This is a genomic window from Shewanella mytili (genome assembly GCF_046765975.1).
GTDB lineage: Bacteria > Pseudomonadota > Gammaproteobacteria > Enterobacterales > Shewanellaceae > Shewanella > Shewanella mytili.
The window spans coordinates 154,506-175,832 of the sequence record NZ_JBKOUD010000002.1 but is presented as its reverse complement, the minus strand read 5'-3'; the positions used below and the strand labels follow the sequence as shown (position 1 = coordinate 175,832).

Annotated in this window: 18 protein-coding genes and 1 pseudogene; 16 read left to right on the top strand and 3 right to left on the bottom strand. The window is 55.3% G+C overall.

What is annotated here, in order from left to right; genetic code table 11:
• Positions 1-29 precede the first annotated feature (29 nt).
• Positions 30-4,586 (bottom strand): ATP-binding protein, encoded by a 4,557-nt coding sequence (locus ACIDEJ_RS03515; RefSeq protein ID WP_411986712.1) that lies wholly within the window; start codon positions 4,584-4,586, stop codon positions 30-32.
• 125 nt (positions 4,587-4,711) lie between these two features.
• On the opposite strand from ACIDEJ_RS03515, the gene ACIDEJ_RS03510 reads away from it, so the two are divergent.
• The 11 genes from ACIDEJ_RS03510 (at position 4,712) to ACIDEJ_RS03460 (ending at position 16,119) form a co-directional block, all read left to right on the top strand.
• A complete protein-coding gene (locus tag ACIDEJ_RS03510) occupies positions 4,712-5,623 on the top strand; it encodes a LysR family transcriptional regulator (protein WP_411986711.1) in 912 nt (303 codons plus the stop codon).
• Between the two features lie 308 nt (positions 5,624-5,931).
• Positions 5,932-7,080 carry a pyroglutamyl-peptidase I gene (locus ACIDEJ_RS03505; protein WP_411986710.1) on the top strand — a complete coding sequence of 383 codons (1,149 nt, stop codon included), beginning with the start codon at positions 5,932-5,934 and terminating at the stop codon, positions 7,078-7,080.
• 114 nt (positions 7,081-7,194) lie between these two features.
• A complete protein-coding gene (locus tag ACIDEJ_RS03500) occupies positions 7,195-7,746 on the top strand; it encodes a SprT family zinc-dependent metalloprotease (protein WP_411986709.1) in 552 nt (183 codons plus the stop codon).
• 125 nt (positions 7,747-7,871) lie between these two features.
• Positions 7,872-8,591 (top strand): endonuclease, encoded by a 720-nt coding sequence (locus tag ACIDEJ_RS03495; RefSeq protein ID WP_411986861.1) that lies wholly within the window; start codon positions 7,872-7,874, stop codon positions 8,589-8,591.
• 18 nt (positions 8,592-8,609) lie between these two features.
• Positions 8,610-9,341 (top strand): 16S rRNA (uracil(1498)-N(3))-methyltransferase, encoded by a 732-nt coding sequence (gene rsmE, locus ACIDEJ_RS03490; RefSeq protein ID WP_411986708.1) that lies wholly within the window; start codon positions 8,610-8,612, stop codon positions 9,339-9,341.
• Positions 9,342-9,363: 22 nt separating this feature from the next.
• Positions 9,364-10,314: a glutathione synthase gene (gshB, locus tag ACIDEJ_RS03485; RefSeq protein ID WP_411986707.1), complete on the top strand. Its 951-nt coding sequence runs from the start codon at positions 9,364-9,366 to the stop codon at positions 10,312-10,314.
• 12 nt (positions 10,315-10,326) lie between these two features.
• Positions 10,327-11,640 carry an alkaline phosphatase gene (locus tag ACIDEJ_RS03480; protein ID WP_411986706.1) on the top strand — a complete coding sequence of 438 codons (1,314 nt, stop codon included), beginning with the start codon at positions 10,327-10,329 and terminating at the stop codon, positions 11,638-11,640.
• A gap of 169 nt (positions 11,641-11,809) precedes the next feature.
• A complete protein-coding gene (locus ACIDEJ_RS03475) occupies positions 11,810-12,832 on the top strand; it encodes a methyltransferase (protein ID WP_411986705.1) in 1,023 nt (340 codons plus the stop codon).
• Between the two features lie 140 nt (positions 12,833-12,972).
• Complete coding sequence (locus tag ACIDEJ_RS03470; RefSeq protein WP_411986704.1) at positions 12,973-14,643, top strand: DUF342 domain-containing protein; 1,671 nt, start codon at positions 12,973-12,975, stop codon at positions 14,641-14,643.
• Entirely contained in the window at positions 14,621-14,971 is a 351-nt protein-coding gene (locus tag ACIDEJ_RS03465; RefSeq protein WP_411986703.1) for a DUF4144 family protein, read from the top strand. Before ACIDEJ_RS03470 ends, ACIDEJ_RS03465 begins: the two co-directional genes overlap by 23 nt.
• A 50-nt stretch (positions 14,972-15,021) precedes the next feature.
• The gene (locus ACIDEJ_RS03460; RefSeq protein ID WP_411986702.1) at positions 15,022-16,119 is read left to right on the top strand and encodes a site-2 protease family protein; all 1,098 of its coding nucleotides are present in this window, start codon (positions 15,022-15,024) and stop codon (positions 16,117-16,119) included.
• Between the two features lie 18 nt (positions 16,120-16,137).
• Here the strand turns inward: ACIDEJ_RS03460 and ACIDEJ_RS03455 are convergent, their stop codons facing one another.
• Positions 16,138-16,488, bottom strand: coding sequence for a hypothetical protein (locus ACIDEJ_RS03455; protein WP_411986701.1), 351 nt, complete (start codon positions 16,486-16,488; stop codon positions 16,138-16,140).
• A 241-nt stretch (positions 16,489-16,729) separates the two neighbouring features.
• On the opposite strand from ACIDEJ_RS03455, the gene ACIDEJ_RS03450 reads away from it, so the two are divergent.
• Together ACIDEJ_RS03450 and ACIDEJ_RS03445 are read left to right on the top strand one after the other, a co-directional pair.
• A complete protein-coding gene (locus ACIDEJ_RS03450) occupies positions 16,730-17,671 on the top strand; it encodes a GGDEF domain-containing protein (protein WP_411986700.1) in 942 nt (313 codons plus the stop codon).
• A 158-nt stretch (positions 17,672-17,829) separates the two neighbouring features.
• Entirely contained in the window at positions 17,830-18,240 is a 411-nt protein-coding gene (locus tag ACIDEJ_RS03445) for an META domain-containing protein (protein WP_411986699.1), read from the top strand.
• A 21-nt stretch (positions 18,241-18,261) separates the two neighbouring features.
• Here the strand turns inward: ACIDEJ_RS03445 and ACIDEJ_RS03440 are convergent, their stop codons facing one another.
• Positions 18,262-19,581, bottom strand: a complete 1,320-nt coding sequence (locus ACIDEJ_RS03440; protein ID WP_411986698.1) for a dicarboxylate/amino acid:cation symporter — start codon at positions 19,579-19,581, stop codon at positions 18,262-18,264.
• Positions 19,582-19,818: 237 nt separating this feature from the next.
• Here ACIDEJ_RS03440 and ACIDEJ_RS03435 point away from each other — a divergent pair, with 237 nt between their 5' ends.
• From ACIDEJ_RS03435 to ACIDEJ_RS03425, 3 genes and pseudogenes are all read left to right on the top strand, one after another.
• Positions 19,819-20,271: a GNAT family N-acetyltransferase gene (locus ACIDEJ_RS03435; RefSeq protein WP_411986697.1), complete on the top strand. Its 453-nt coding sequence runs from the start codon at positions 19,819-19,821 to the stop codon at positions 20,269-20,271.
• Between the two features lie 3 nt (positions 20,272-20,274).
• Positions 20,275-20,808, top strand: a complete 534-nt coding sequence (gene yjjX, locus ACIDEJ_RS03430; protein ID WP_411986696.1) for an inosine/xanthosine triphosphatase — start codon at positions 20,275-20,277, stop codon at positions 20,806-20,808.
• A 43-nt stretch (positions 20,809-20,851) separates the two neighbouring features.
• Positions 20,852-21,322, top strand: a pseudogene (locus ACIDEJ_RS03425) (GNAT family N-acetyltransferase); the annotation flags it as partial.
• Between the last annotated feature and the right edge of the window lie 5 nt (positions 21,323-21,327).

The window sequence follows — 21,327 nt, the reverse complement described above, 5'->3', positions numbered from 1 at the left end:
GCACGCTCCTTTAATCGGTCAATAACCTATCAGTCTTCCAGCGGTGACACCACAAACAGCAAATCGCCCTGGGAAATCTGCTGGCCGTTACCGTTGAGGATCCGCTCGATGCGATATTTCTTATCTTCCGGATACAGCTCGGCGCCTTTGCGGTTAAAGCCGGCCAGTGTCATCTGCGAGAACATCTTCATGGCTTCTGTCAGTGCCAAGGTTTGATCCACAGTGACAATATCGCCCTCTTTAACAAAGTCCGCTTCGCCCGGTGCCGGTGAGGTGTAGAAGATACCCGCCCCCTGCGCCAACACCTTGAGTTCGTTGGACTCACCCACCCGCAAGGATTCGGTATCCACGCCCTGGGTTTCGGCGGCCGCTTCCATCTCGGCAATCAGCGCCGGGATATCCAGCTCGGCCATCAGGCGCGGCAGGTAGTTGGTATCGTAAACGCCATCACGGAACGTGCGATCGTTCAAAATGCGTTTCAGCAGCGGAATGTTGGTTGCAATCCCCTTAATCACCACGCTGTCCAGGTAATCCAGCATCTTGTTGATGGTGTCTTCCCGGTCTTCGCCATGGACGATAATCTGCGCTATCAGGCTGTCGTAGTAAGGAGATACCTCCTTGTTTTCAGCAGCAATGGAGATGACTTCCACGTTATCGTGGGCCGGCATGACGCATTCGGTGATAAGCCCCGGATTTGGCACCAGCTGCAGTACACCGTTGTTGTCCAGTGCGGCTTTTTCCGCGGTCACCCGCACCTCAATGGCATAACCCAGCTCTTTTGGCTGCATCTGTTCGATAGAGCGGCCCGCCGCAATATCAAACTGGGTACTGACGATATCGATGCCGGAAGTCACTTCGGTGACCGGATGTTCCACCTGCAAACGGGTGTTCATCTCCATGAAGTACACTTCGTTGGCATCCAGGTTGTAGATGTACTCTACCGTACCCGCACCGGTGTAATCGGTGGCATTGCCGAGGGCTTCGGTGTATTTCATCACTTTCTGCTTCAGCTCGTCCGGCAACATGGTGGAGCCGGATTCTTCAATCACCTTCTGGTTATTGCGCTGTACGGAGCAGTCGCGAATGCCCAGCACCTTGGTGTTGCCAAAGCGGTCACGCAGCAACTGCACCTCAATATGGCGCAATGAAGTGACGTATTTTTCCAAGTACAGGTCGCCGTTACCAAAGGCCGCAGCGGCTTCGGTAGAGGTTTTCTGGAACAGGCCAATCATGTCTTCCGGACGGCGCACCACCTGAATGCCCTTGCCGCCACCACCTTGTACGGCTTTGAGCAATACGGGATAACCGATTTCATTGGCCACGTTCACCGCTTGTTCCGCATTGGTCAGAATGCCGTGGGAACCAGGCACTACCGGCACTTGCTGAGACTGTGAGGTCTTGATGGCATTGGACTTGTTACCCATGGTGGTCATGGAGTTAACGCTCGGGCCAACAAAGTTCACGCCGTTGTTCACGCACAGCGCCGCAAACTGCGGGCTTTCTGACAGGAAACCGATGCCGGGGTGCAGTGCGTCCACTTTTTCGTAGTCGGCCACCCGCAATACGGAGTAAGCGTTCAGGTAAGACTCATCGGAGGTATTGCCACCGAGGCACACCAGCTTGTCGTTGTCGTTAAGCATTTCCGCCGGTACGGCGGTCATGTCAGGATCCGATGCCACCAGCACCACGTTGATGTGGTTGTCATGGGCCTTGCGGATGAGTTTCACGGCCGTGCAGCCACGGGCATGGATCAATACCTTGTTGATGGGCTTCATCAACGCCCGAGGATCATCCTGCACGATTTCATCGGCGGTGGTTTCATGGGTAGTGGCCACCAGTGATGACAACGCGCCGGAAATCACATCTTCAATGCTTTCGGTAGGCATCGGCATCAAGGGGTCAATGCCTTGCAACTGTTCATCCAGGGTTTCGCTGAACGGATTCATCACCAAACCGTTCATGGCATTGGGCACCTTGGACAAATAGTTGGACAAGGTAGAGGTAGACGGCAGGTAAGCCGGCACCACCATCTGTCCGGCAAACGGCATGTTGGTGCCAGACATGTAATAGGTTTGCACCAGCGGATGGGTCACAAACGATGCCTGTGCGCCACCGGTACAGTCGCCGAAACCGAACATCAGCACCGGCAATTCGTTGTCGCGGATAAAGCGGGTCAGACGGTCATTCACTACCGCCATGGAGAACAGTGCCGCCGCCCCTTCTTTGGTTTGCATGCCACCGGAGCTGATAAAGCAGATGACCGGCATGCGGCGCTTGGCACACTTGATCAGCAGTGATGAGAATTTCTCGGCGCTGGCCATGTCAAAAGCCCCGGCCTGGAAGGTGATATTGGACACCGCCACCCCGACCCGGATTTTTTTACCGTTATGGTTAAAGTTGGCCATGCCGGTGATCAGCCCGCAAGGACGGATGCCCTTGTCCAGCGCATCTTCAATGGACAGGCGGAACCCTGGAAAATTCAGTGAATTGGCGGTCATCTTGTCCGCATCAAGCTCATCAAAGTTGCTGAAGAACTTGTTCACAATATTGTCCCAGGTCATCTTGCCGGCTTTTTTCTCTTCCCGCAGGACTCGCTGGATCAACAAATCCTGGTAGCCCATGGTCAGACGGTTCCAGAAGTCTTTGCGGCGGCCAATCCGTACCGGGTTAATGGCGCCGGTGTACTGGGTATTGTCGTCTTCGCTGTCGAAATACTCAGGCAACAGGCGTTCAAAAAAGTAGGTCAGGATAACGAACAGACTGTTGTTCAACTGCGGGAATCCCACACTCTTCCACTGTTCGGTTTTGGTCAGCAGTTCTGCACGGTTGGACTGAGACATGAAGTACTTCAGCCATTTGTAGAACTTGCTCTTGTCGTTGGCGGTATCCTGCGAGGAGATGGCCCGGTCAATGGACTTGTGCAGCAAGCCGTCCACTGAGCTACGAGACAGGCTCTTGTTCATCATGGCTTCTTTGGCAATCGAGGCCAGATTACCGACAACGTTGTCGTAAAGCTCGTTGAAGATCAGAATGTTGTAACACTGCCAGATAAAGTCTTCGCGCAGCTCTTCATTCACCACCACATCCAGCAACGTCAGTTGATCCAGCTCCGGCCAAGGAGTCTGGGTCACTTCTGCCGGCAGGGTTTCCAGATAGTGGATCAAGCCCTGGAAGTTATTGGCCGCGTTGCTCTTCCAACGGTGGAACAAACTCCAGCCGATGTTAAACAACAAAGCCTTGCGGGCTTTTTTGTAATTCTCTTTTGGCTCACCCAAAATCAGTCGGGTCAGCATGTTACGTTCTGTGGCCACATCATCGCGCTTGGCCATGAAGTTGTTCCACAGTTTTGCCAGCTCTTCGTCGTATACCAGTTTGTCGGGGTTGGACAGCCAGGTCTGGAACACTTTTTCCTGTTCTTTCTGGATACGGGCGCGCAAATCCCCTTCAGGTACGCTGACCTTGGACAGACGACCGTACTGTTCCATGGAGATGGAATGAATGCGGCTGCGGGCGGTCAGGTAACGCAGGTAACGGTAGGCACTGCCAAACAGGTTAAGGTGCATGGTCGGGCTGCTTGCCAGCGACATATGCACCGCATCTTCCAGCGCTTGCAGGTTTTGGGAAGGGTAAAGGAACCGGTTAAGGCTGCGCTTGTAATGCTCGCGCAAATCATCCGACTCTTTCACAAAGGCCACGGCTGCACGCTCTACCGCTTCTATGCCGCTGATAATGGCACGGCGCAGGTTGTGCTGGCGCTCATCCCGGTCATACGGGGTAAAGTCAATAATGCCGTCAATGCATCTGGCGCTGTACAGCTCTTCTGGCGACACCCCCACCGACTTGGCACATTCCTGCCAGGACAGATTGTATTTGCGGGCAATGCTCTGCAGCCCCTGGGGCTGAATGGTGTTAAAAATACCGTCACGGACGGACAGCAAAATGTTGGCCGCCGCCAGAGGAATCGCACCACCGGAATAACCGGCCCCAATCACAATCCCCACGGTGGGCACGTCCACGTTGGCACTTTCGGCAATCGCCCGGGAGATGGAGTGCGCCTGGTTGTGGCTGTTGGCCACCTCGCCCGCATCGGCCCCTGGGGTGTCGATGAAATACACAATGGGCATGGACAGCTCGGCAAAATGGCGAATGGCCTCGCAACACATCAGGTGGTGCTCAGGCAGCCAGGCACCGTTGGACGTGGTGCGCTCTTGGGCAATAAAGCCTACCCGGCGGCTGCGCCCGCCAAAATTCAGTTCAATTTCGGCGCTATAAAAAGGCCCATTGTGTTTTTCCACAATCATGCGGCCTTTCAAATCGGCAATAATGCGTTTGGCTCCCGGACGGTTTTTGTCCTGAGTCGGCTGAATGACTTTGGCCACATAGCCGTCCACATCCAGCTGGGCCAAAGATTTCAGGTTGCTCTGGATGTCGTCATCATCCAACAGTCCGTTGATTTCATTGGACAGACTGTGCTTGCTATGCTCGGGAAATAGAGAGAAGTCCTTGGCCAGATGTTCTGCATGCAGGAACAACGGATCTGGAGCCTGGGCTTGAGTCGAGTTTTCGGGCTGCTTATTGGTGGTCATCAAAAAGATCCTCTGCTAAGCCTCTAAATTATATGTACAGCCGACAAATATAACTTTGTTATCAACTGAATTACCATTAAACTGCCTTGGACGCTTTGTTCCATTTTTGAGACAGTCAGAAAAATATGCCAGATTTGAATGGGATGCTGCTATTTGCCGCAGTGGTCAGAGCAGAGGGCTTCTCTCAGGCGGCCCGTGATACCGGCCTGCCAAAATCCACCATCAGCCGTAAAATCGCCCAGCTGGAACAGCAACTTGGCGTGCGTTTGCTGCAACGAAATACCCGTTCAATCAGTCTGACGCAGGTTGGTGCGCTATTCTACCAGCATTGCCAGACAATCTGTAATGAAGTGGAAGCTGCGCAGGCAACCATTGAAAACACCCATAATGATGTCTCCGGTCTGTTACGGATTGCCGTTCCCGTATCGTTCAGCCAGGAAGTCATTGCCAACTTGTGCAGTGGCTTCATGCATTTATACCCGGCAGTGGAGCTGGACGTGCAGTTTACCGATGCCGAAGTGGGCCTGGTGGGTGAAGGCTATGACATCGCCATCAAATACGGCCCATTGCAGTCGTCAGATCTGGTGGCCAGATTGCTGTTTGAGCGCCAGCCCATACTGGTGGCCAGTCCCGGTTATCTCAAAGCCCACGGCACACCGGCAACCCCTAAGGAATTGGCGCAACACGACGGTATCCTGATGGGCACCCTACGCTCGGCCCCCATCTGGCCCCTTGGCAAGGGCAACCGAAAAACCATGGCCAGCTTCCGCCGAAAAGCCAGGGTCAACAGCGCCGCCATGGTCAAGCAACTGGCGCTGGATGATTTTGGCATTGCCATGGTGTCCCACGCGGTATGTAAAAATGAACTGGCCCGCGGCGCACTGGTGCCGTTACTGCAAGAATGGCCCATCGAGCCCTTTAAAGTGTACGGCGTGTATTCCAGCCGCCGGCAACTGGCCACCAACATCAGCGTGTTCCTGGACTTTTTCACCAAGCGCTTTAACAGCCAGGAATCACTGCAAGCGTTAATGGTATAGCCTACCAAGGCTACCCTTTATTGCCGCACTGACGGGCATTGCCCGCGCACTCACGGTGGGCCTTGACACGCCAATGCATTGGATGACCCACCAGCATGATTGCCCACACGAATGTTTTGATGTGCATTGGCATTCATAATAAGCTGATGCGGTATGTTAACGGGGGACGGTCACCGGCAAAAACCGTTGGCCATCGTGTGCCACGCCGCGCACTGGCCACAGGCAAGTGGCTCATTGTGGTTAAAGTCCGGTCGCTTTCTCCCGATGGAATGCTTATTATCCATACAATACTCTTCAAAGGAATTGCCATGTTAAAGCTCTGTTCCAGCACCGGCCTGCTGACCGCGTTATTGTTGTCGTTACCGGTGTTTGCCGGTGTTGAAGAGCAGCGCCTGCCCACCGCGCAGCAAGCCATGCCCCAAGTGGTCAATCGTTACAATGCCATCGTGACCGACCTGGCCAACAAATATGCACGGCAACGGGATGAACTGAACGTCACCCAGATGGTCGCCCATGAAGGACTGCGTTTATGGCAACAGGCGGTGCGGGATGTCAGCTCCGGCCACTATGATGATCGCTCCCTTTACTGGAGCCGTTTGCAGATGCAAACCGTGTTGCAGCAACAGCGCCCGGCGTTTGCCATCGCTCGCTGGCAACAGGACATCCTGCAAAAAGCCGTGGAAAAAACCTCCCGGGGTTTCAGCGATATCCATTACGGGGATGATGCCCAGATTAAAATCCTGCTCACCGGGTTTGACCCCTTCTTTTTGGACCGCCATATCGAACAGAGCAACCCTTCCGGTTTGGCAGCGCTGGCACTGGATGGTTATCGTTTTACCGCCAACGGCAAACAGGTGCAGATTGAAACCGTGATGATCCCGGTGCGTTTTGCCGATTTTGATGCCGGCATCATCGAGGCGCTGCTCACGCCGGTATACCGAGATCATCAGGTGGATATGGTGGTTACCGTCAGCATGGGACGCAGTGATTTTGATCTAGAACGCTTCCCGGGGCGTAACCGCTCGGCCAACGCCCCCGATAACCGCAACGTCATTACCGGTGCGGACAAACACCATCCACAAGCACCCAAGCTTGATGGCAAGCCCCTTAACGGCCCAGAATTTGTGGAATTTTCACTGCCGGTTCATGCCATTGCCCAAGTGGATGGGAAATGGAAAATTCATGACAACCGCAAGGTGACCACGCAGCAGCGCGGCAGCATCGCCCCGCAGCGCCTGGCCGAGTTGGCAAGCAGCACGTCAGTGGAGGGCTCAGGCGGAGGCTATCTTTCCAATGAGATTGCCTACCGTGCCATTTTGCTGCAACAGCAACTGGGTAGCCCCATTGCCACCGGGCACATTCATACGCCCCGGGTAAGCGGGTACGATGAAACCACAGAGCAGCAAATTCTCACCCAGCTTAAAGCCATGCTGGCCGCCGCTGCCAGCGGTTTATAATGGCGCAAGAGGGCTGAATGCAACTGTGCGGCAGCGGCTTTTGCCCTGCTGTCAGTTTGCCCGCAACCCGTCATAGCACCCAATCCATCATTTCCAACCAATAGCAGCAACCATATGCGGTTTTCATTGCACTCAACACCATTGACCCCGGCGCCTTCTCGCCAACGCCCGGCAAGCCCACTGACTCCGCTACAGCAACAATTGCTCGACACCGTGGAGCAGTGCTACCAACGGGCCGAGCAACAACTGCAACGCCGCTTTCCCCGGCCGACGGTAACCTTCAAACTCAGGGGGAAAGCCGCAGGCACGGCACACCTGCACCTTAATGCCTTGCGCTTTCAGCCGGTGCTCCTTGAGGAGAACCCTGACGCCTTCATGCAAGAAGTGGTGCCCCACGAAATCTGCCACCTGCTGTGTCATCAGCTTTATGGCAAAGTGCGCCCCCACGGACTGCAGTGGCAAGGACTGATGCAACAGATCTATCATTTGCCGGGGCATACCACCCACCGATTTGATGTTTCGTCAGTCACCCCCAAGGGCGTCCCTTACCATTGCGCCTGCGGTGAAGTGGAGCTCAGTATTCGCCGCCACAACAAGGTGCTACGGGGCCAAGCCCGTTACCGCTGTCGCCGCTGCGGCCAGTGGTTGCAATCCCCCGGAGAATAACCACAAGTTGCCAATGACAAACGCATCTTTTACTATCGGCGCACTATTACAAGCCAAGGCTCCCAAGCAGAGCCTGGCAGTCGTTTTTTTAAGGGATAAGATTGCATTTTTCACGCCTCGGGCAACTGCTGGCGGCCGCGGGAGTATTGCTGTTTTGCCAACAGGCACTGGCCGAGCGAGCCGATAATTTCCGTCAGGCAAAACGGCAGGCCATCAAGCTTTACGCCTCGTTAGCCACCAACAACACAACGTTTTACTGTGGCTGTGCCATAGATAGCAGCCACAAAAAATGGCAACCGGACTGGCATGCCTGCGGCTTCAAGCCCCGCAAACAGCCTGCGCGGGCCAGCCGTATCGAATGGGAACATATTGTACCGGCCTGGGAGTTCGGACATCAGCTGCAGTGCTGGCAACAGGGCGGCCGCAAGCAGTGCCAGCAAAGCAGCAGGCAATTTAACCTGATGGCCTCGGATCTGCACAATCTGGTGCCAGCTATCGGCGAGGTCAACGGCGATCGCTCCAATTACCGTTTCAGCCAGTGGAATGCCCCAAGCGGCCAGTATGGTGCCTGCGACATGGTGGTGGATTTCAAGGCCCGCAAGGTGCAACCGCCGGAACGTGCCAGAGGCGCCATCGCCCGCGCCTATCTGTACATGCACGATACCTATCACCTGCAACTGGCCCCGGCCCAGCAACGGCTGTTTGCCGCCTGGAACCGGCAGTATCCGGTGGATGAGAAGGAGTGTCGCCGTGATAACGCCATTGCCGGTGTACAGGGCAATCACAACATCTATGTACAATCGGTCTGTTTACGCCAGGATATTTCCGGCAAAATAGCGCAGTAACTTACCCAGGAACACAGCATGAGAGTCCCGAGAATTTACCACAATGGCCCAATTACACCGGCGCAGCCACTGGCGTTAACAGAAGATGCCGCCGCCCACATCGGCCGGGTACTGCGCATGGCCTGCGGCGAAGCCGTCAGCCTGTTCAATGGCGATGGCATGGATTATCCGGCCCGCATTCAGCAGACCGACAAAAAATCGGTCATCGTCGAAGTGCTGAGCTGCCAGGCCAATCCGGCAGAATCACCGCTGGACATCCACCTTGGACAGGTGATCTCCCGGGGCGATCGCATGGATTTCACCCTGCAAAAATCCGTGGAACTGGGCGTCAACACCATCACCCCATTGTTTTCAGAGCGTTGTGGCGTCAAACTGAGCGGCGAACGGCTGGAGAAGAAAATCCAGCAATGGCAAAAAATTGTCATTAGCGCCTGTGAGCAATGTGGCAGAAGCATCATTCCCCAGGTGCGCCCGGCCATGACGCTGGCTGACTGGTGTACAGAGCATGATGATGCCCTGAAACTGAATCTGCATCCCCGCGCCAGCCATGGTATTAACGGGCTGCAATTGTCCAATAATAAAATCCGGCTGCTGATTGGCCCCGAGGGCGGGTTGTCTGCCCAGGAAATAACCATGACGGAACAGCAGCATTTCACCGACGTATTACTGGGGCCACGGGTTCTGCGCACCGAAACCGCAGCAATGACCGCCATTACCGCCCTGCAATTGCGTTTTGGTGATTTGGGATAATTCCGGCGAAAAGGAAAGCAAAATGATCAAACTCGGTATTGTGATGGACCCCATTGAGGACATCAACATCAAAAAGGACACCAGTTTCGCCATGCTGCTGGCAGCACAGAAACGTGGTTATCAGCTGTATTACATGCAGATGCAAGATTTAGCACTGATTTGCGGCACGCCGGTGGCCAGCATGCGCACCATTGAAGTGCGCCAGGATGCCAACGACTGGTTTACCCTGGGCGAGCCCCAGGAGCTGCCCCTGAGTGAGCTGGATGTCATCCTCATGCGCAAGGACCCGCCGTTTGATACCGAGTACATATACGCCACCTATATGCTGGAGCGGGCGGAAGAAGCGGGCGTGTTGATTGTCAACAAGCCCCAGAGCCTGCGGGATGCCAACGAAAAACTGTTTACCGCCTGGTTCAGCGAGTTCACCCCCACCACGCTGGTAGCCCGGGATGCCGGGCGCATTCGCGAGTTTCACCGCCAGCATGGCGACATCATCCTCAAACCCCTGGATGGCATGGGCGGCACCTCCATATTCCGAGTAAAAAAAGATGATCCCAACCTTGGCGTCATCATTGAGACCCTGACCCATAACGGCCAGACCTTTGCCATGGCCCAGGCCTACATTCCGGAAATCACCCAAGGTGACAAACGGATTCTGGTGATTGATGGCGAGCCGGTGCCTTACTGTCTGGCGCGCATTCCGCGCAAAGGGGAAACCCGCGGCAACCTGGCCGCCGGTGGCTCGGGGCTGGCTCAGCCGTTATCCGACAGCGACTGGCAGATTGCCCGCGCCCTGGGGCCTGAGCTTAAAAAACGCGGACTGATTTTTGTGGGACTGGATGTCATCGGCAATAAACTGACCGAAATCAACGTCACCAGCCCTACCTGTGTACGTGAAATAGAAACGGCATTTGATGTGGATATCACCGGCATGTTAATGGATGCCATCGAACGTCGCATCAGTGATAAATAACAAGGATTTACAATGAAGTTCAAGCAATTGCCCGCATTGGCGTTAGCACTGTTATTACCCTTTGCGGCCATCGCCGAAGAGATGCTGGCACCGCCATCGCAAGCCCCTTCCCGGCCGAAAAACCTGGTCATCATGATTGGTGACGGCATGGGCCCGGCCTACACCACGGCTTATCGCTATTTCAAGGACAATCCGGATACCGAAGAGGTCGAGCAAACCGTGTTCGACCGCTTGCTGGTAGGCATGGCCAGCACCTATCCGGCCCGGGTCAGCGGTTATGTGACCGACTCTGCTGCCGCCGCCACTGCGCTGGCAACCGGCAACAAGAGCTATAACGGTGCCATTTCGGTGGATCTGCAGAAAAAACCGCTGGAAAGCATCATGCAAAAGGCGCAAAAACGCGGCCTTAGCACCGGTGTTGCGGTTACCTGTCAGGTGAACCACGCCACCCCCGCCGCGTTTCTGGCCCACAATGAAAGCCGCAAGAACTACGATCAGATTGCGGCCACTTACATCAACAGCAATGCAGACGTCATTCTTGGCGGTGGACAAAAATACTTCACCGCATCCATGCGAGCGGCCTTTTCTGACAAGGGGTATCAGGTACTGGATGATTTCAGCCTGTTAAAGGATGTGACCCAGCCCAAAGTGCTGGGGCTGTTTGCCGATGTGCAGCTGCCCTGGGCGGTGGATGAACCGGAAGCGCACCGGCTCAGCACCATGACCCGCAAGGCGCTGAAATTGCTGTCACAAAACACCCAGGGATTCGTGCTGATGGTGGAAGGCAGCCAGATAGACTGGGCCGGGCATGCCAATGACATTACCGCCGCCATGGGCGAGATGGACGAATTTGCCCATGCGCTGGAAGCGGTAGAGCAATTCGTGCGTAATCATCCGGACACCCTGATGGTGGTTACCGCTGATCACAATACCGGCGGCTTGTCTATCGGGCGCGACGGCAAGTACGCCTGGGAGCCTGCGGTCATCAAAGCCGTTAAGGCCAGCCCCGACACCCTGGCGAAAAACGCCCTTGCCAGCGACAACTGGCAGCAACCCTTGGGCGATGCCCTGGGCTTTGCCCTCAGTGACGAGCAGACAAGCCATTTTGAACAAGCCAGAATGCAGGGAAAAAAAGTGCTGGCCCAAGCCATCAAGCATGAAATCGACCTGCGTTCCAACACCGGCTGGACCACTGCCGGCCATACCGGCATGGACGTGCAGGTATTTGCCAGCGGCCCCGGGGCGGAACTGTTTATCGGCAATCAGGACAACACCGACATTGCCAACAAACTTATCAGCCTGTTGCCCAAAACCGCCAAAAAATAACGGCGCGTTACCGGCATAAGATGACTAAAAGAGCAGCCTGATGGCTGCTCTTTGCCTATGCTGCCAACGTGCATGTCGCAAATCCCCAGACACATAAAACGCCGCGCTCCCATCCGGCAAGCGCTTTGGCTATAATGACCGTCCTTTTACTGTCTTGGAATCTCTCCCGGTGCTGACCAATCCATCCCAGCTACTGCTGCGCAACAGCAATGCCATCAACGGCAAGGTGTTGTTGCTCAATCATGAAAACGATTTATGCGCCGTGCAGCTGCGGCCCCACTGTGATGGCGTAACCACCCTGGCACTGGACTTTAACCACTACCTGGCATTACAAGGCAGCCAATGCAGCAGCATTGAGGCCCACTTTGGCCACCAGTTGCCTCACCCGGCACAATTTGACACGGTCGTCATCTACTACCCCAAGGCCAAGGCGCTGATGGGATACCTGTTGATGCTGGCGGCCTGCTACCTGCGCCCCAATGGGCAACTGCTGGTGATTGGCGAAAACAAAGGCGGTATCCGCAGTTTTGACAAACAGGCAAGCGACTGGTTTGATGGCACCTGCAAACGGGACAACGCCCGCCACTGCCTGCTTTATACTGCCACCCGCAATCCGTCCGCCGCCCGCATCCAGCTGGATGCATTTATCAGCCGTTATCCGCTGGCCACCGCGTTGGGCACATTAACCATCTGCAGCATGGCGGGGGTATTCAGCGAAAAGCAGCTAGACCAAGGCACGGCACTGCTGCTGCAACATCTTCCCCAATTGCACGGGCGCGTACTGGATTTTGGCTGTGGTGCCGGGGTCATTGCCGCCGCGTTGTTGCAGCAACATCCCCAACTGCAACTGGAATGCGTGGATATCAATGCCATGGCGCTGCTGTCCTGCCAATACACACTGGCGGCCAACGGCTTTGATGCCAAGGTTTACCCATCCGACGGGCTGGCACAGGTGACTGGCCAATTTGATGCCATCATCTCCAATCCGCCCTTTCATGATGGTCTTGCCAGCACCACCGCCATTGCCACCCGGTTTGTGGCTGACAGCCGCCGGGCGCTGCAGGGCGACGGCTGCTGGCAAATTGTCGCCAACCGCCATTTGCCCTATGCCGACACCATAGTGCAGCATTTCGGCGAGCTGAACGTCATTGCCGAAAACGGCAAATACAAGGTGTACCGCAATCGAGGCTGAAACGGCAGCTTGCGACCTTGTTAACAATTTTTAATCATTATGCATTGTTTGTTACGGCTAAGGATTCGTGCGCAAGTCAAGTATTGGTATACTTGACTGGAATCACATAAAAATAAAATAACTTTATCCTGGGTAACACTATGCCAGCGCCAGAACTGCTCCATTTAAGCAGCGACAGCGAGTTCGCTGAACTAAGAATCATCCCCCAACACCACGGCCCCATCACAGAGGAAACCCTAAAACAACTTCTCAAATTGCCTGAATTCAGCATGATGATGCCGCTGGAAAAGGCCATTCACACCGCAGTAAAAGACGTTAACGACCTTTTGGGCAAAAGCGAAGGCGAGCATGAGCTGGTGTTTCGCGTGGCCGAGCGCCGTGACGGACAGGTGAGTGTTGAAGCCAGCAAAGACAAAATGCAAGCCAGCATGACCCTGAAAGCCCCTTGGGGCGGCAAAGCGGTAGCCCTGCAAGATGTACTGCAGCAACTCAAGCAAAAAAACATCTGCATGGGGCTTTCCAAACAAAAAATAGAGGCCCTGCTCCAGAGTGCGGGGAAACTCAATCCCGGTGAAGACATCAGCGGCTTGATTGCGGTGGGCAAACCCGCGGTTAACGGCACCCACGCCAAATTGGTGCGCAAGGTTCCCCTTGCCCGTGAGCGCCTGTTGCAGCCCCAGGAACGTGCCGACGGCACCGTGGACATGCGCAATCTGGGCTCAGTGGTCATGGTGCGCCCGCAGGAGTTGTTGATGGAGAAAATCCCCGCCACCAGCGGCTGCAAGGGCTACAATGTCAACGGCGACATCATTCCCGCCAAAGCCGGCAAGGATGTGGAGATGAAAGCCGGGGAAGGTACTGCAGTTGCCGCAGACAATCCCTTGCAACTCTTGGCAACCACACCGGGGCAACCGGTCGAGATCCGTAATGGCATGCAGGTGGATGACGTGCTGCACATCAAGGATGTGGATGTGGGCTACGGCAATGTGGACTTCAAGGGCAGCGTACTGATTAGCGGCGATGTATGTGAAGGCATGCAGGTACGCAGCTCCGGCGACATCACGGTGTTGGGTTTTGTGGAATCCGCCCAGCTTGAAGCCGACGGCGACATTACCGTCAGTAAAGGCGTGCTGGGCCGCCAGCTGGGGGGCAATGAGCTGTCAACCCGCCTTTGTGCCAAAGGGCAGATTTCAGCCCAGTTCGTACAGTATTCCCACCTGCAAAGCGTAGGCAATATCCTGATCACCAAACAGTTGCTGCACAGCCACAGCGTGACCGATGCCAAATTGATTGTCAGCGACAGCAGCGGCCGCCGCGGTGATCTGGTGGGCGGCTGGGTGAAAGCCGAGCAGGGAATACAGGCCGTGACCATCGGCGCCACCGCCGATACCAAAACCGAGTTGTACTGCGCCATGAAGCTTGATGAGCTCAAGCTCAAGCTCAAGGAGCTGGAAGCCAGCATGCGGCAACTGGTGGTGGCCAAGCTGGATATGGAAGCCCGCCTGCGCAGACTGCCACCCAAGGCAGAGTGGCAGCACGACAACGCCATGGTGGAGCAGGTGAAGTTCATGCTGGAGCAAAAGCACACCATCGAGGCAGAACTGGCGCAAGAAGAGATAGACACCGACCTGATGCGCCATAACACCGACAACTATTACCAGCACAATCACATGGAAATCAAACGCCGCATGTATGCCAATGTGGAAATTCACATTGGCGCTGCACAACACAAAACCCAACGGGAACACGGCCCGTGCATTGTGGCAAACCAGGGAGCTGAAGTGAGTTTTGACTACAGCAATCACGCTTAAGCCGTTGCCGCTTCCCTGCTGGCCCGCCCTGTTGCAACAACAGGGCGCAGATGAGCTATTGTATCTGGCCAGCCAGGAAGCGTGGCGGCAATTGCAGCAGGAATCCGGTCATCTGCTCAACCCCGGTGACCGGCTGCTGGACAGCGCGGCCTCGCAGTGGCGCATCACGCTTAAGCCGTTGCAATTAATTCCGGCTGGCCGTTATCAATTGGATGAATTGCAACCCCTTGTGCAACGCCATGCCTTGCTAGAGGGCAACTGCTGCCTGAGCAAATTGCAACTGCACAGCATCCACGACGCCATGGCATTGATGAAATCACTTGCCTGACCCTTCTGTTATTCCCGCGCAATAGGCATAATCCCCGTCAACAAGAACCAATGGAACGTCATGTGGAATTACTGAATATTGAATGTCTGGGCAAGCCTCTGAAACTCGAGGGTTCCCTGGCAGGCTGGCAACAGCTTTTCTGGGACGGACAACTGGTGTCACAAAAGGCTGCCAGCAGTGATGGTGAAGGATTGAAAGTCCATCAGTTCCAGCTGCAATCCGCCAATCAGCATTCCCCCATTGAAATACGCCTTGAAGTGGATGTGCGCTGGCAACCCTTTTTACTGGATTACTGCTTGCTGGCCGATGAGCAACTGCTGGCTCAGGGGCAGCGCACCGAAAACGACATGGCCCGGCAGGCGCCGCCGCCTCATGCCCAGGCATCCAAACCCGGGCCGCTGGGCTTGGTGTCACTGCTGTTCAAGTTGTTCAAAAGCGCCAAGGTCATCAAGGTGGTTCTTGCCGGCGCCAGCATTGCCGCATATTCCTGGCTGTTTTCCTTCCAGTTTGCCCTAGCATTGCTGGTATGCCTGATGTTTCACGAGTATGGCCACATTCGTGCCATGCAATATTTCGGCATGAAAACCAAGGGCATTTACCTGATCCCGTTTATGGGCGGGCTGGCCTTGTCGGATGATAAAATCAATACCCGCTGGCAGGATGTGGTGATCTCCCTGATGGGGCCGTTTTTCGGATTGCTGCTATCACTGCTGGCGCTGCTGATCTATCACCTGACGGACAATCCGTTTTTTGCGGCGCTATCCGGCTTCAACGCCCTGCTGAATTTGTTCAATCTGCTGCCGGTACTGCCCCTTGATGGCGGCCATGCTCTCAAAAGCATCAGTTTTTCCCAAAACCGCTTCATGGGGTTGGCCATCTGTGGCGCCGGGCTGGTTTTGGGGGTGGTTCTCAGCTACCAATTGGGACTGACATTATTGGGCTTCTTATTGGCCATTGGCGGGCTGGAAATTTTCATGGAGTGGAAACAGCGCCTTAACAGTCACCTGATCCCGCTGGATCGTTACGGTCAAATGGTGTCGGCGGGTTGGTACCTGTTGACGGTTGCCGCACTGGTCGGCGTCATCTGGCATCTGGCCGGCAGCGGTGATGCCATGTTGGGATTGCCCTTGCAAATTCTCAAAAGCTAGCGGAAGAGCAACGCCAATCTAATAGCAATGATCAAAATGGGCGCTTTCCATGCACATAAAGGCCAACTGTTGTGGCGGTAACGGGATCACCGCCACGGGTTGGCTGTCAGTCACCGGCGCATCCTGCGCCAGCAAGGCTAACTGGCTGTGGTAGTTGTTGGTACGGCCGCAATCAAATGTCACATCCAGCGCCTGCACCAAAAAGCGCCTCCCGGCCTTGCCTTCCACTTGCGCCTCCACCACTTGGTATTTCTGCTGCTGCAGCGCCAGCAATGACACCAGCCAGCGGGCCATGTCAAAGGCCGATAGGCGCAGGGTTTTGCTTGATGCCAGCAATGATGCTGGCGACGGTAATGGTTGACGGTTCATCCTCTTGACTCCCTTGCGTTAAACCTGTTGGCACAGGCATGGCTAATCCTGTCACAGCCCTCGGCCAACAGCGCGTTTTCACATAGTGACAACAGGGATTAACGCGAAAGATGGCTGACACGCACCCCATTGTTACCGACATGTTGACAATGTGCAAAACATCGCCTACTCAAATTTGCAAAATGTTAATAACAAACCCACACTTAATGCCAGTTGTTCTCCCACTGCAAAGGATAAGGTTATGTTGCCGGATTCGGTTAACCCTGGAATAAGCTTGCTGGAAAATGACAATCACGGCCTTAACCTTGTGCGCTGGATGCATCAGTGTGAACTGATGAAACACTACTACCAGGCAGATAAAGTCTTTGTGCTGCAAATCACCGATTGCGGTTATGAAGTCATTGTGAGTGCTGCCGATAACGATATGCAGTTTGCTCCCGGCAATACCTTTGCTGCAGAAACCAAGCTGTTGCAGCGCATGTCCTACAGCAGCCCTGAGGGCCTGAATCTCGACCTGACACTGGGCACCGCCGATGAATACCCCGATGAATTTCGCAGCGTGCTGTGCATTCTTTCCAGGCCGGTACACTGGCCGGACGGCTCGGTATTTGGCTGCCTATGCGTGCTCAATGCCCACGCCAACGAGCATCAGCATGTCAGCCCGCTGATGCTGGAGCCGTTTCAAATCCTGCTGCAACAGGATTTGACATTGATGTGCCAAAACCACCGCATTGAGGCACTCTCCATGCGGGATGCAAGAACCGGCATGCTGAACAACTATGGCTTTATCATGATGGCACCGCGCCAGCTCAATCTGGGGCGCCGTTTTGGTGCCCACTGCGGGGTGATTTTCTTTGAATTGACGCCAACAACCGATGTGGATGAAGAATCCCTGAACCGCTGCCATCAGGAATTTGCCAACCTGCTGCTCACCACGCTAAGAGCCGCTGATATTGCCGCCCATTATGATCCGCACAAATTTGTGTTGTTGGTATTTGTGGATTTGGAGCGGGATCTGGAGCATATCGTCAAACGGGTGCAGCGGCTATTCAGCCAGTCGCCCTTACCCATGTTGCTGGACTTCAGTTACCGGTTTTTCACCCCGGACTCCACCTCCAAACTGGTTGCCATGCTGGATGAAGCGCGCGGCGGACTGCGCTCAACGCAAGAGACGGATGCTTGACCCATGCAGCACTACGGGCCAACACCATGGACGAAAACCGCAGGCCTAGTCCTTGTTGCCCGGTGCTGGCGGATAGCCGCTGAAAAATCACGGCAGCGCTTTATTTAACGGATAAAAATTGCCAAACTGCTGCCTGTTTATCATCACGGGAGCATTCCATGCCCAAAAAATTATTGTTAATGCTGGCGTTTTGTTCGGTCAGTGCCTGCCAGTCCCTTACCACGCCCCCCATTACCGCCACCCAACTGCTGGGCGACTGGCACATACAGCAGATTAACGGACAGCCGGTGGTGGATTTCAGCCCGGCCCAACTCACCTTTGCCGAAAACGGCAAACTCAGCGGCAATAACAGCTGCAACAACTTTTTTGGCCGTTATCAGCTGCAAGCGCAGCAACTGCATCTCATGCCCGCAGGCAGCACCATGAAGGCCTGTGTGGATGTATTGATGGCCCAAGAGCAGCAAGTCATGCAACTGCTGCCACAGGTTGTTACCGCCGAACGCCAGGGCAACCAGCTGCGCTTGCAAGGCTCCCAAGGCGCCACCTTGTTACTGCTGCAGCGCCAATAAACCTGCCTCAAAGGCTGATGGTTACACGTCAGCCTTTTGCTCCGCTGCCGCATTTTGCTCGGCAATCAGCGCGCTTTGCTGCAAATCTGCATTGTAGTGCTCCAAATCCAGCTCGTTTTCCGATTTGGCAATGATGGTGGTGGCCACCAAATCCCCCGACACGTTCACCACGGTACGCGCCATGTCCAGAATACGGTCAATCCCGGCAATCAGTGCCACCCCTTCCAGCGGCAGCCCTACCGAGGTCAGCACCAGTGTCAGCATCACCAGCCCGGCGCCGGGCACCCCGGCGGTGCCGATGGAGGCCAGCGTGGCGGTAAGCACGATGGTAATGTAATCCACCCAGGTTAAGTCCACCCCGAAAGCCTGCGCCACAAACAGGGCGGTCACCCCTTGATACAGCGCCGTACCGTCCATGTTGATGGTGGTGCCAAGGGGCAACACAAAACTGGAGATTTTTTTGTTTACCCCCAGGTATTCGCTGGCGCATTTCATGCTGGCGGGCAAGGTGCCGGCAGAGCTTGACGTGGTAAACGCCACCGCCAGCGCGTTGCTGATCCCTTTGAAAAACTGTACGGGATTGAGCTTGGCAAACAGGCTGAGCACCACACTGTAAAAGCCCAGAATATGCAAGGCACACCCCAGATAAACGGCAATGATCACCTTAATGAGCGGCCACAACATCTGCATGCCGTATTTGCCGGATACCCAGGCCATCAGTCCGAACACCCCGTATGGTGCCAGTCTCATCACCATATCGGTCAGTTTGTACATGGCTTCCGCCAGGCTTTCAAACACCCGAATGGCCGGTTTGCCGTGCTCACCAATCAGTACCAGAGCCACCCCCAGCGCTACCGCAAACACAATCACCTGCAAAATCTGGCCATTGGCCAGCGCGGCAACCGGATTGGTGGGCACAATGTTGATAAGGGTTTCCATCACCGATGGAGCGGCTTTCGGCGCAGCGGCTTCCAGATTGGCTGCCAGCGGCAAACCTTCACCCGGAGCCATCAGGCTGCCCACCAACAAGCCCACTGAAATGGCAATGGAGGTGGTGGCCAGATAAAACGCGAAAGACTTGAAACCGATGCGGCCCATCTTGCTGGTGTCTTCCATGGAAGTCACCCCCACAATCAGGGAGCAGAACACCAGCGGCACAATCAGCATTTTAATGGTGTTCACAAACAGGGTGCCGATGGGCTTAAGGTACTCGGCCCGTTCGCCAAGACACAAGCCGGTGACAATACCCAGTGTCATCCCCACCAGGATTTGCAGCCACAAGGGCAAACGTTGCCACAGGCACCAGAGCCTGCGGAGCAATGAAGGCTTATCATGAGACATTTTTATGTTCTACCTTAGGGAAAGAGAAAATTTTCGGTGGCCAGACAGGGGCCAAGGAGCGCAGCCTAGCATAATGTGCCGGGATTTGGATGATCTGCATCAATCCGGACAACTTAAGCGGCGCCGCCTTCCTGCCATTGTTCGCATAACAAAACGCCCATTAAGCCAATTGCACCACTCCCGGCACACTGTTAGATTGTACAACCACTCCGTACCCAACTGTTAATGAGAGATGTTATGCATATTCGTAAAGGACGCAGCGAAGACATCAGTGCACTGGTCAGCTTCAATCAAGCCATGGCCGAGGAAACCGAAGGACTGCAACTGGATGGCACCACCCTCGAGCGCGGTGTCACCACCATGATCAACCAGCCCCAACGCGGGTTTTATCTGGTAGCAGAACAACAGGGGCAAATTGTGGCCTCGCTGATGGTTACCTTTGAGTGGAGCGACTGGCGTGCCGCCAACTACTACTGGATCCAGAGCGTGTATGTCACGCCGGCCTGCCGCCGTCAGGGCATTTACCGGAAGCTGTATCAAACCGTAAAAGAGATGGCCGCAGCTGAAGGTGGCGTGGCAAGTTTTCGTTTATACGTGGAACACGACAACTATCGCGCCCAAAAAACCTACCGTGCCCTGGGGATGGAACAAAGCCATTACCTGATGTTTGAAGAAGTGGTAACTGCCTGATTTATGAAATCATCCGTTCGCATTATCGTGGGTTCTTGCAACCCGGTCAAAATCAATGCCGCCACCGCAGCCGTTGCCACCTTGCATCCCCAGGCTGACATTCGCTGTGAAAAGTTCAATGCCCCATCCGGCGTGGCGGCCCAGCCCATGAGTGACGAGGCCACCCGCCAAGGCGCGCTTAACCGCATTGCCGCCTGTCGGCAACACGCCGATGCCGATTACTATCTGGCCATGGAGGGCGGCGTGGCCCTGCTGGCGGAACAGGCCTACACCTACGCCTGGGTGGCCATTGCCGACAATCAGCGCATTCATCTTAGCCGCAGCGCCCATCTGCCGTTGCCTCACAAGGTGTATCAGGCATTGCAACAAGGGCAGGAGCTTGGCGATGTGATGGATGCGCTGTTTCAAACCGTCAACATCAAGCAGGCCGGTGGCGCCATTGGGTTGTTGACCCAGGGCCATGCCAGCCGGGAAAGCACCTATACGGCCGCCTTGATAATGGCCGCCGCACCACTGCGTTTCCCCGAGCTTTACTGAATTGCCAGCAAAAGGATGCAAGCACATGCCAGCCCATATCAATATCCGGCCCCTGACCGCCAGGGACGATGCCACCATTGCCGCCATTATCCGCCAGGTTTCTGCCGAGTACGGACTCACCGCAGACAAAGGCTACAGCGTGGCAGATCCCACACTGGACAACTTGTCCGCCATCTACAGCCAACCGGGGCACGGTTACTGGTTGCTGGCGCTTGACGGCCACATCATTGGCGGTGCCGGTATTGGCAGCGTCAAGGGCAACCCCGGCATCTGCGAGCTGCAAAAAATGTATTTTCTGCCCAAGGGGCGCGGGCTTGGCCTTGGGCGGCAACTGCTGCAGCATTGTGTGTCCCGGGCAAAAGATCTCGGCTACCGGCAGATGTATCTGGAAACCACCCATCTGCTCCCCGAAGCCCTGCACCTTTACCACAAATTGGGTTTCTCGCCACTGGAGCGCCCGCTGGGTGACACCGGCCACGATGCCTGCGAAATTCCCATGCTGCGGGAAATCTGACCCCG

Excerpts from the sequence above, each read along its gene's own strand:
- ACIDEJ_RS03515 (WP_411986712.1), bottom strand. The coding sequence starts at position 4,586 with ATGACCACCAATAAGCAGCCCGAAAACTCGACTCAAGCCCAGGCTCCA.
- ACIDEJ_RS03510 (WP_411986711.1), top strand. The coding sequence starts at position 4,712 with ATGCCAGATTTGAATGGGATGCTGCTATTTGCCGCAGTGGTCAGAGCA.
- ACIDEJ_RS03505 (WP_411986710.1), top strand. The coding sequence starts at position 5,932 with ATGTTAAAGCTCTGTTCCAGCACCGGCCTGCTGACCGCGTTATTGTTG.
- ACIDEJ_RS03500 (WP_411986709.1), top strand. The coding sequence starts at position 7,195 with ATGCGGTTTTCATTGCACTCAACACCATTGACCCCGGCGCCTTCTCGC.
- rsmE (WP_411986708.1), top strand. The coding sequence starts at position 8,610 with ATGAGAGTCCCGAGAATTTACCACAATGGCCCAATTACACCGGCGCAG.
- gshB (WP_411986707.1), top strand. The coding sequence starts at position 9,364 with ATGATCAAACTCGGTATTGTGATGGACCCCATTGAGGACATCAACATC.
- ACIDEJ_RS03480 (WP_411986706.1), top strand. The coding sequence starts at position 10,327 with ATGAAGTTCAAGCAATTGCCCGCATTGGCGTTAGCACTGTTATTACCC.
- ACIDEJ_RS03470 (WP_411986704.1), top strand. The coding sequence starts at position 12,973 with ATGCCAGCGCCAGAACTGCTCCATTTAAGCAGCGACAGCGAGTTCGCT.
- ACIDEJ_RS03460 (WP_411986702.1), top strand. The coding sequence starts at position 15,022 with ATGGAACGTCATGTGGAATTACTGAATATTGAATGTCTGGGCAAGCCT.
- ACIDEJ_RS03455 (WP_411986701.1), bottom strand. The coding sequence starts at position 16,488 with ATGAACCGTCAACCATTACCGTCGCCAGCATCATTGCTGGCATCAAGC.
- ACIDEJ_RS03450 (WP_411986700.1), top strand. The coding sequence starts at position 16,730 with ATGTTGCCGGATTCGGTTAACCCTGGAATAAGCTTGCTGGAAAATGAC.
- ACIDEJ_RS03445 (WP_411986699.1), top strand. The coding sequence starts at position 17,830 with ATGCCCAAAAAATTATTGTTAATGCTGGCGTTTTGTTCGGTCAGTGCC.
- ACIDEJ_RS03440 (WP_411986698.1), bottom strand. The coding sequence starts at position 19,581 with ATGTCTCATGATAAGCCTTCATTGCTCCGCAGGCTCTGGTGCCTGTGG.
- ACIDEJ_RS03435 (WP_411986697.1), top strand. The coding sequence starts at position 19,819 with ATGCATATTCGTAAAGGACGCAGCGAAGACATCAGTGCACTGGTCAGC.
- yjjX (WP_411986696.1), top strand. The coding sequence starts at position 20,275 with ATGAAATCATCCGTTCGCATTATCGTGGGTTCTTGCAACCCGGTCAAA.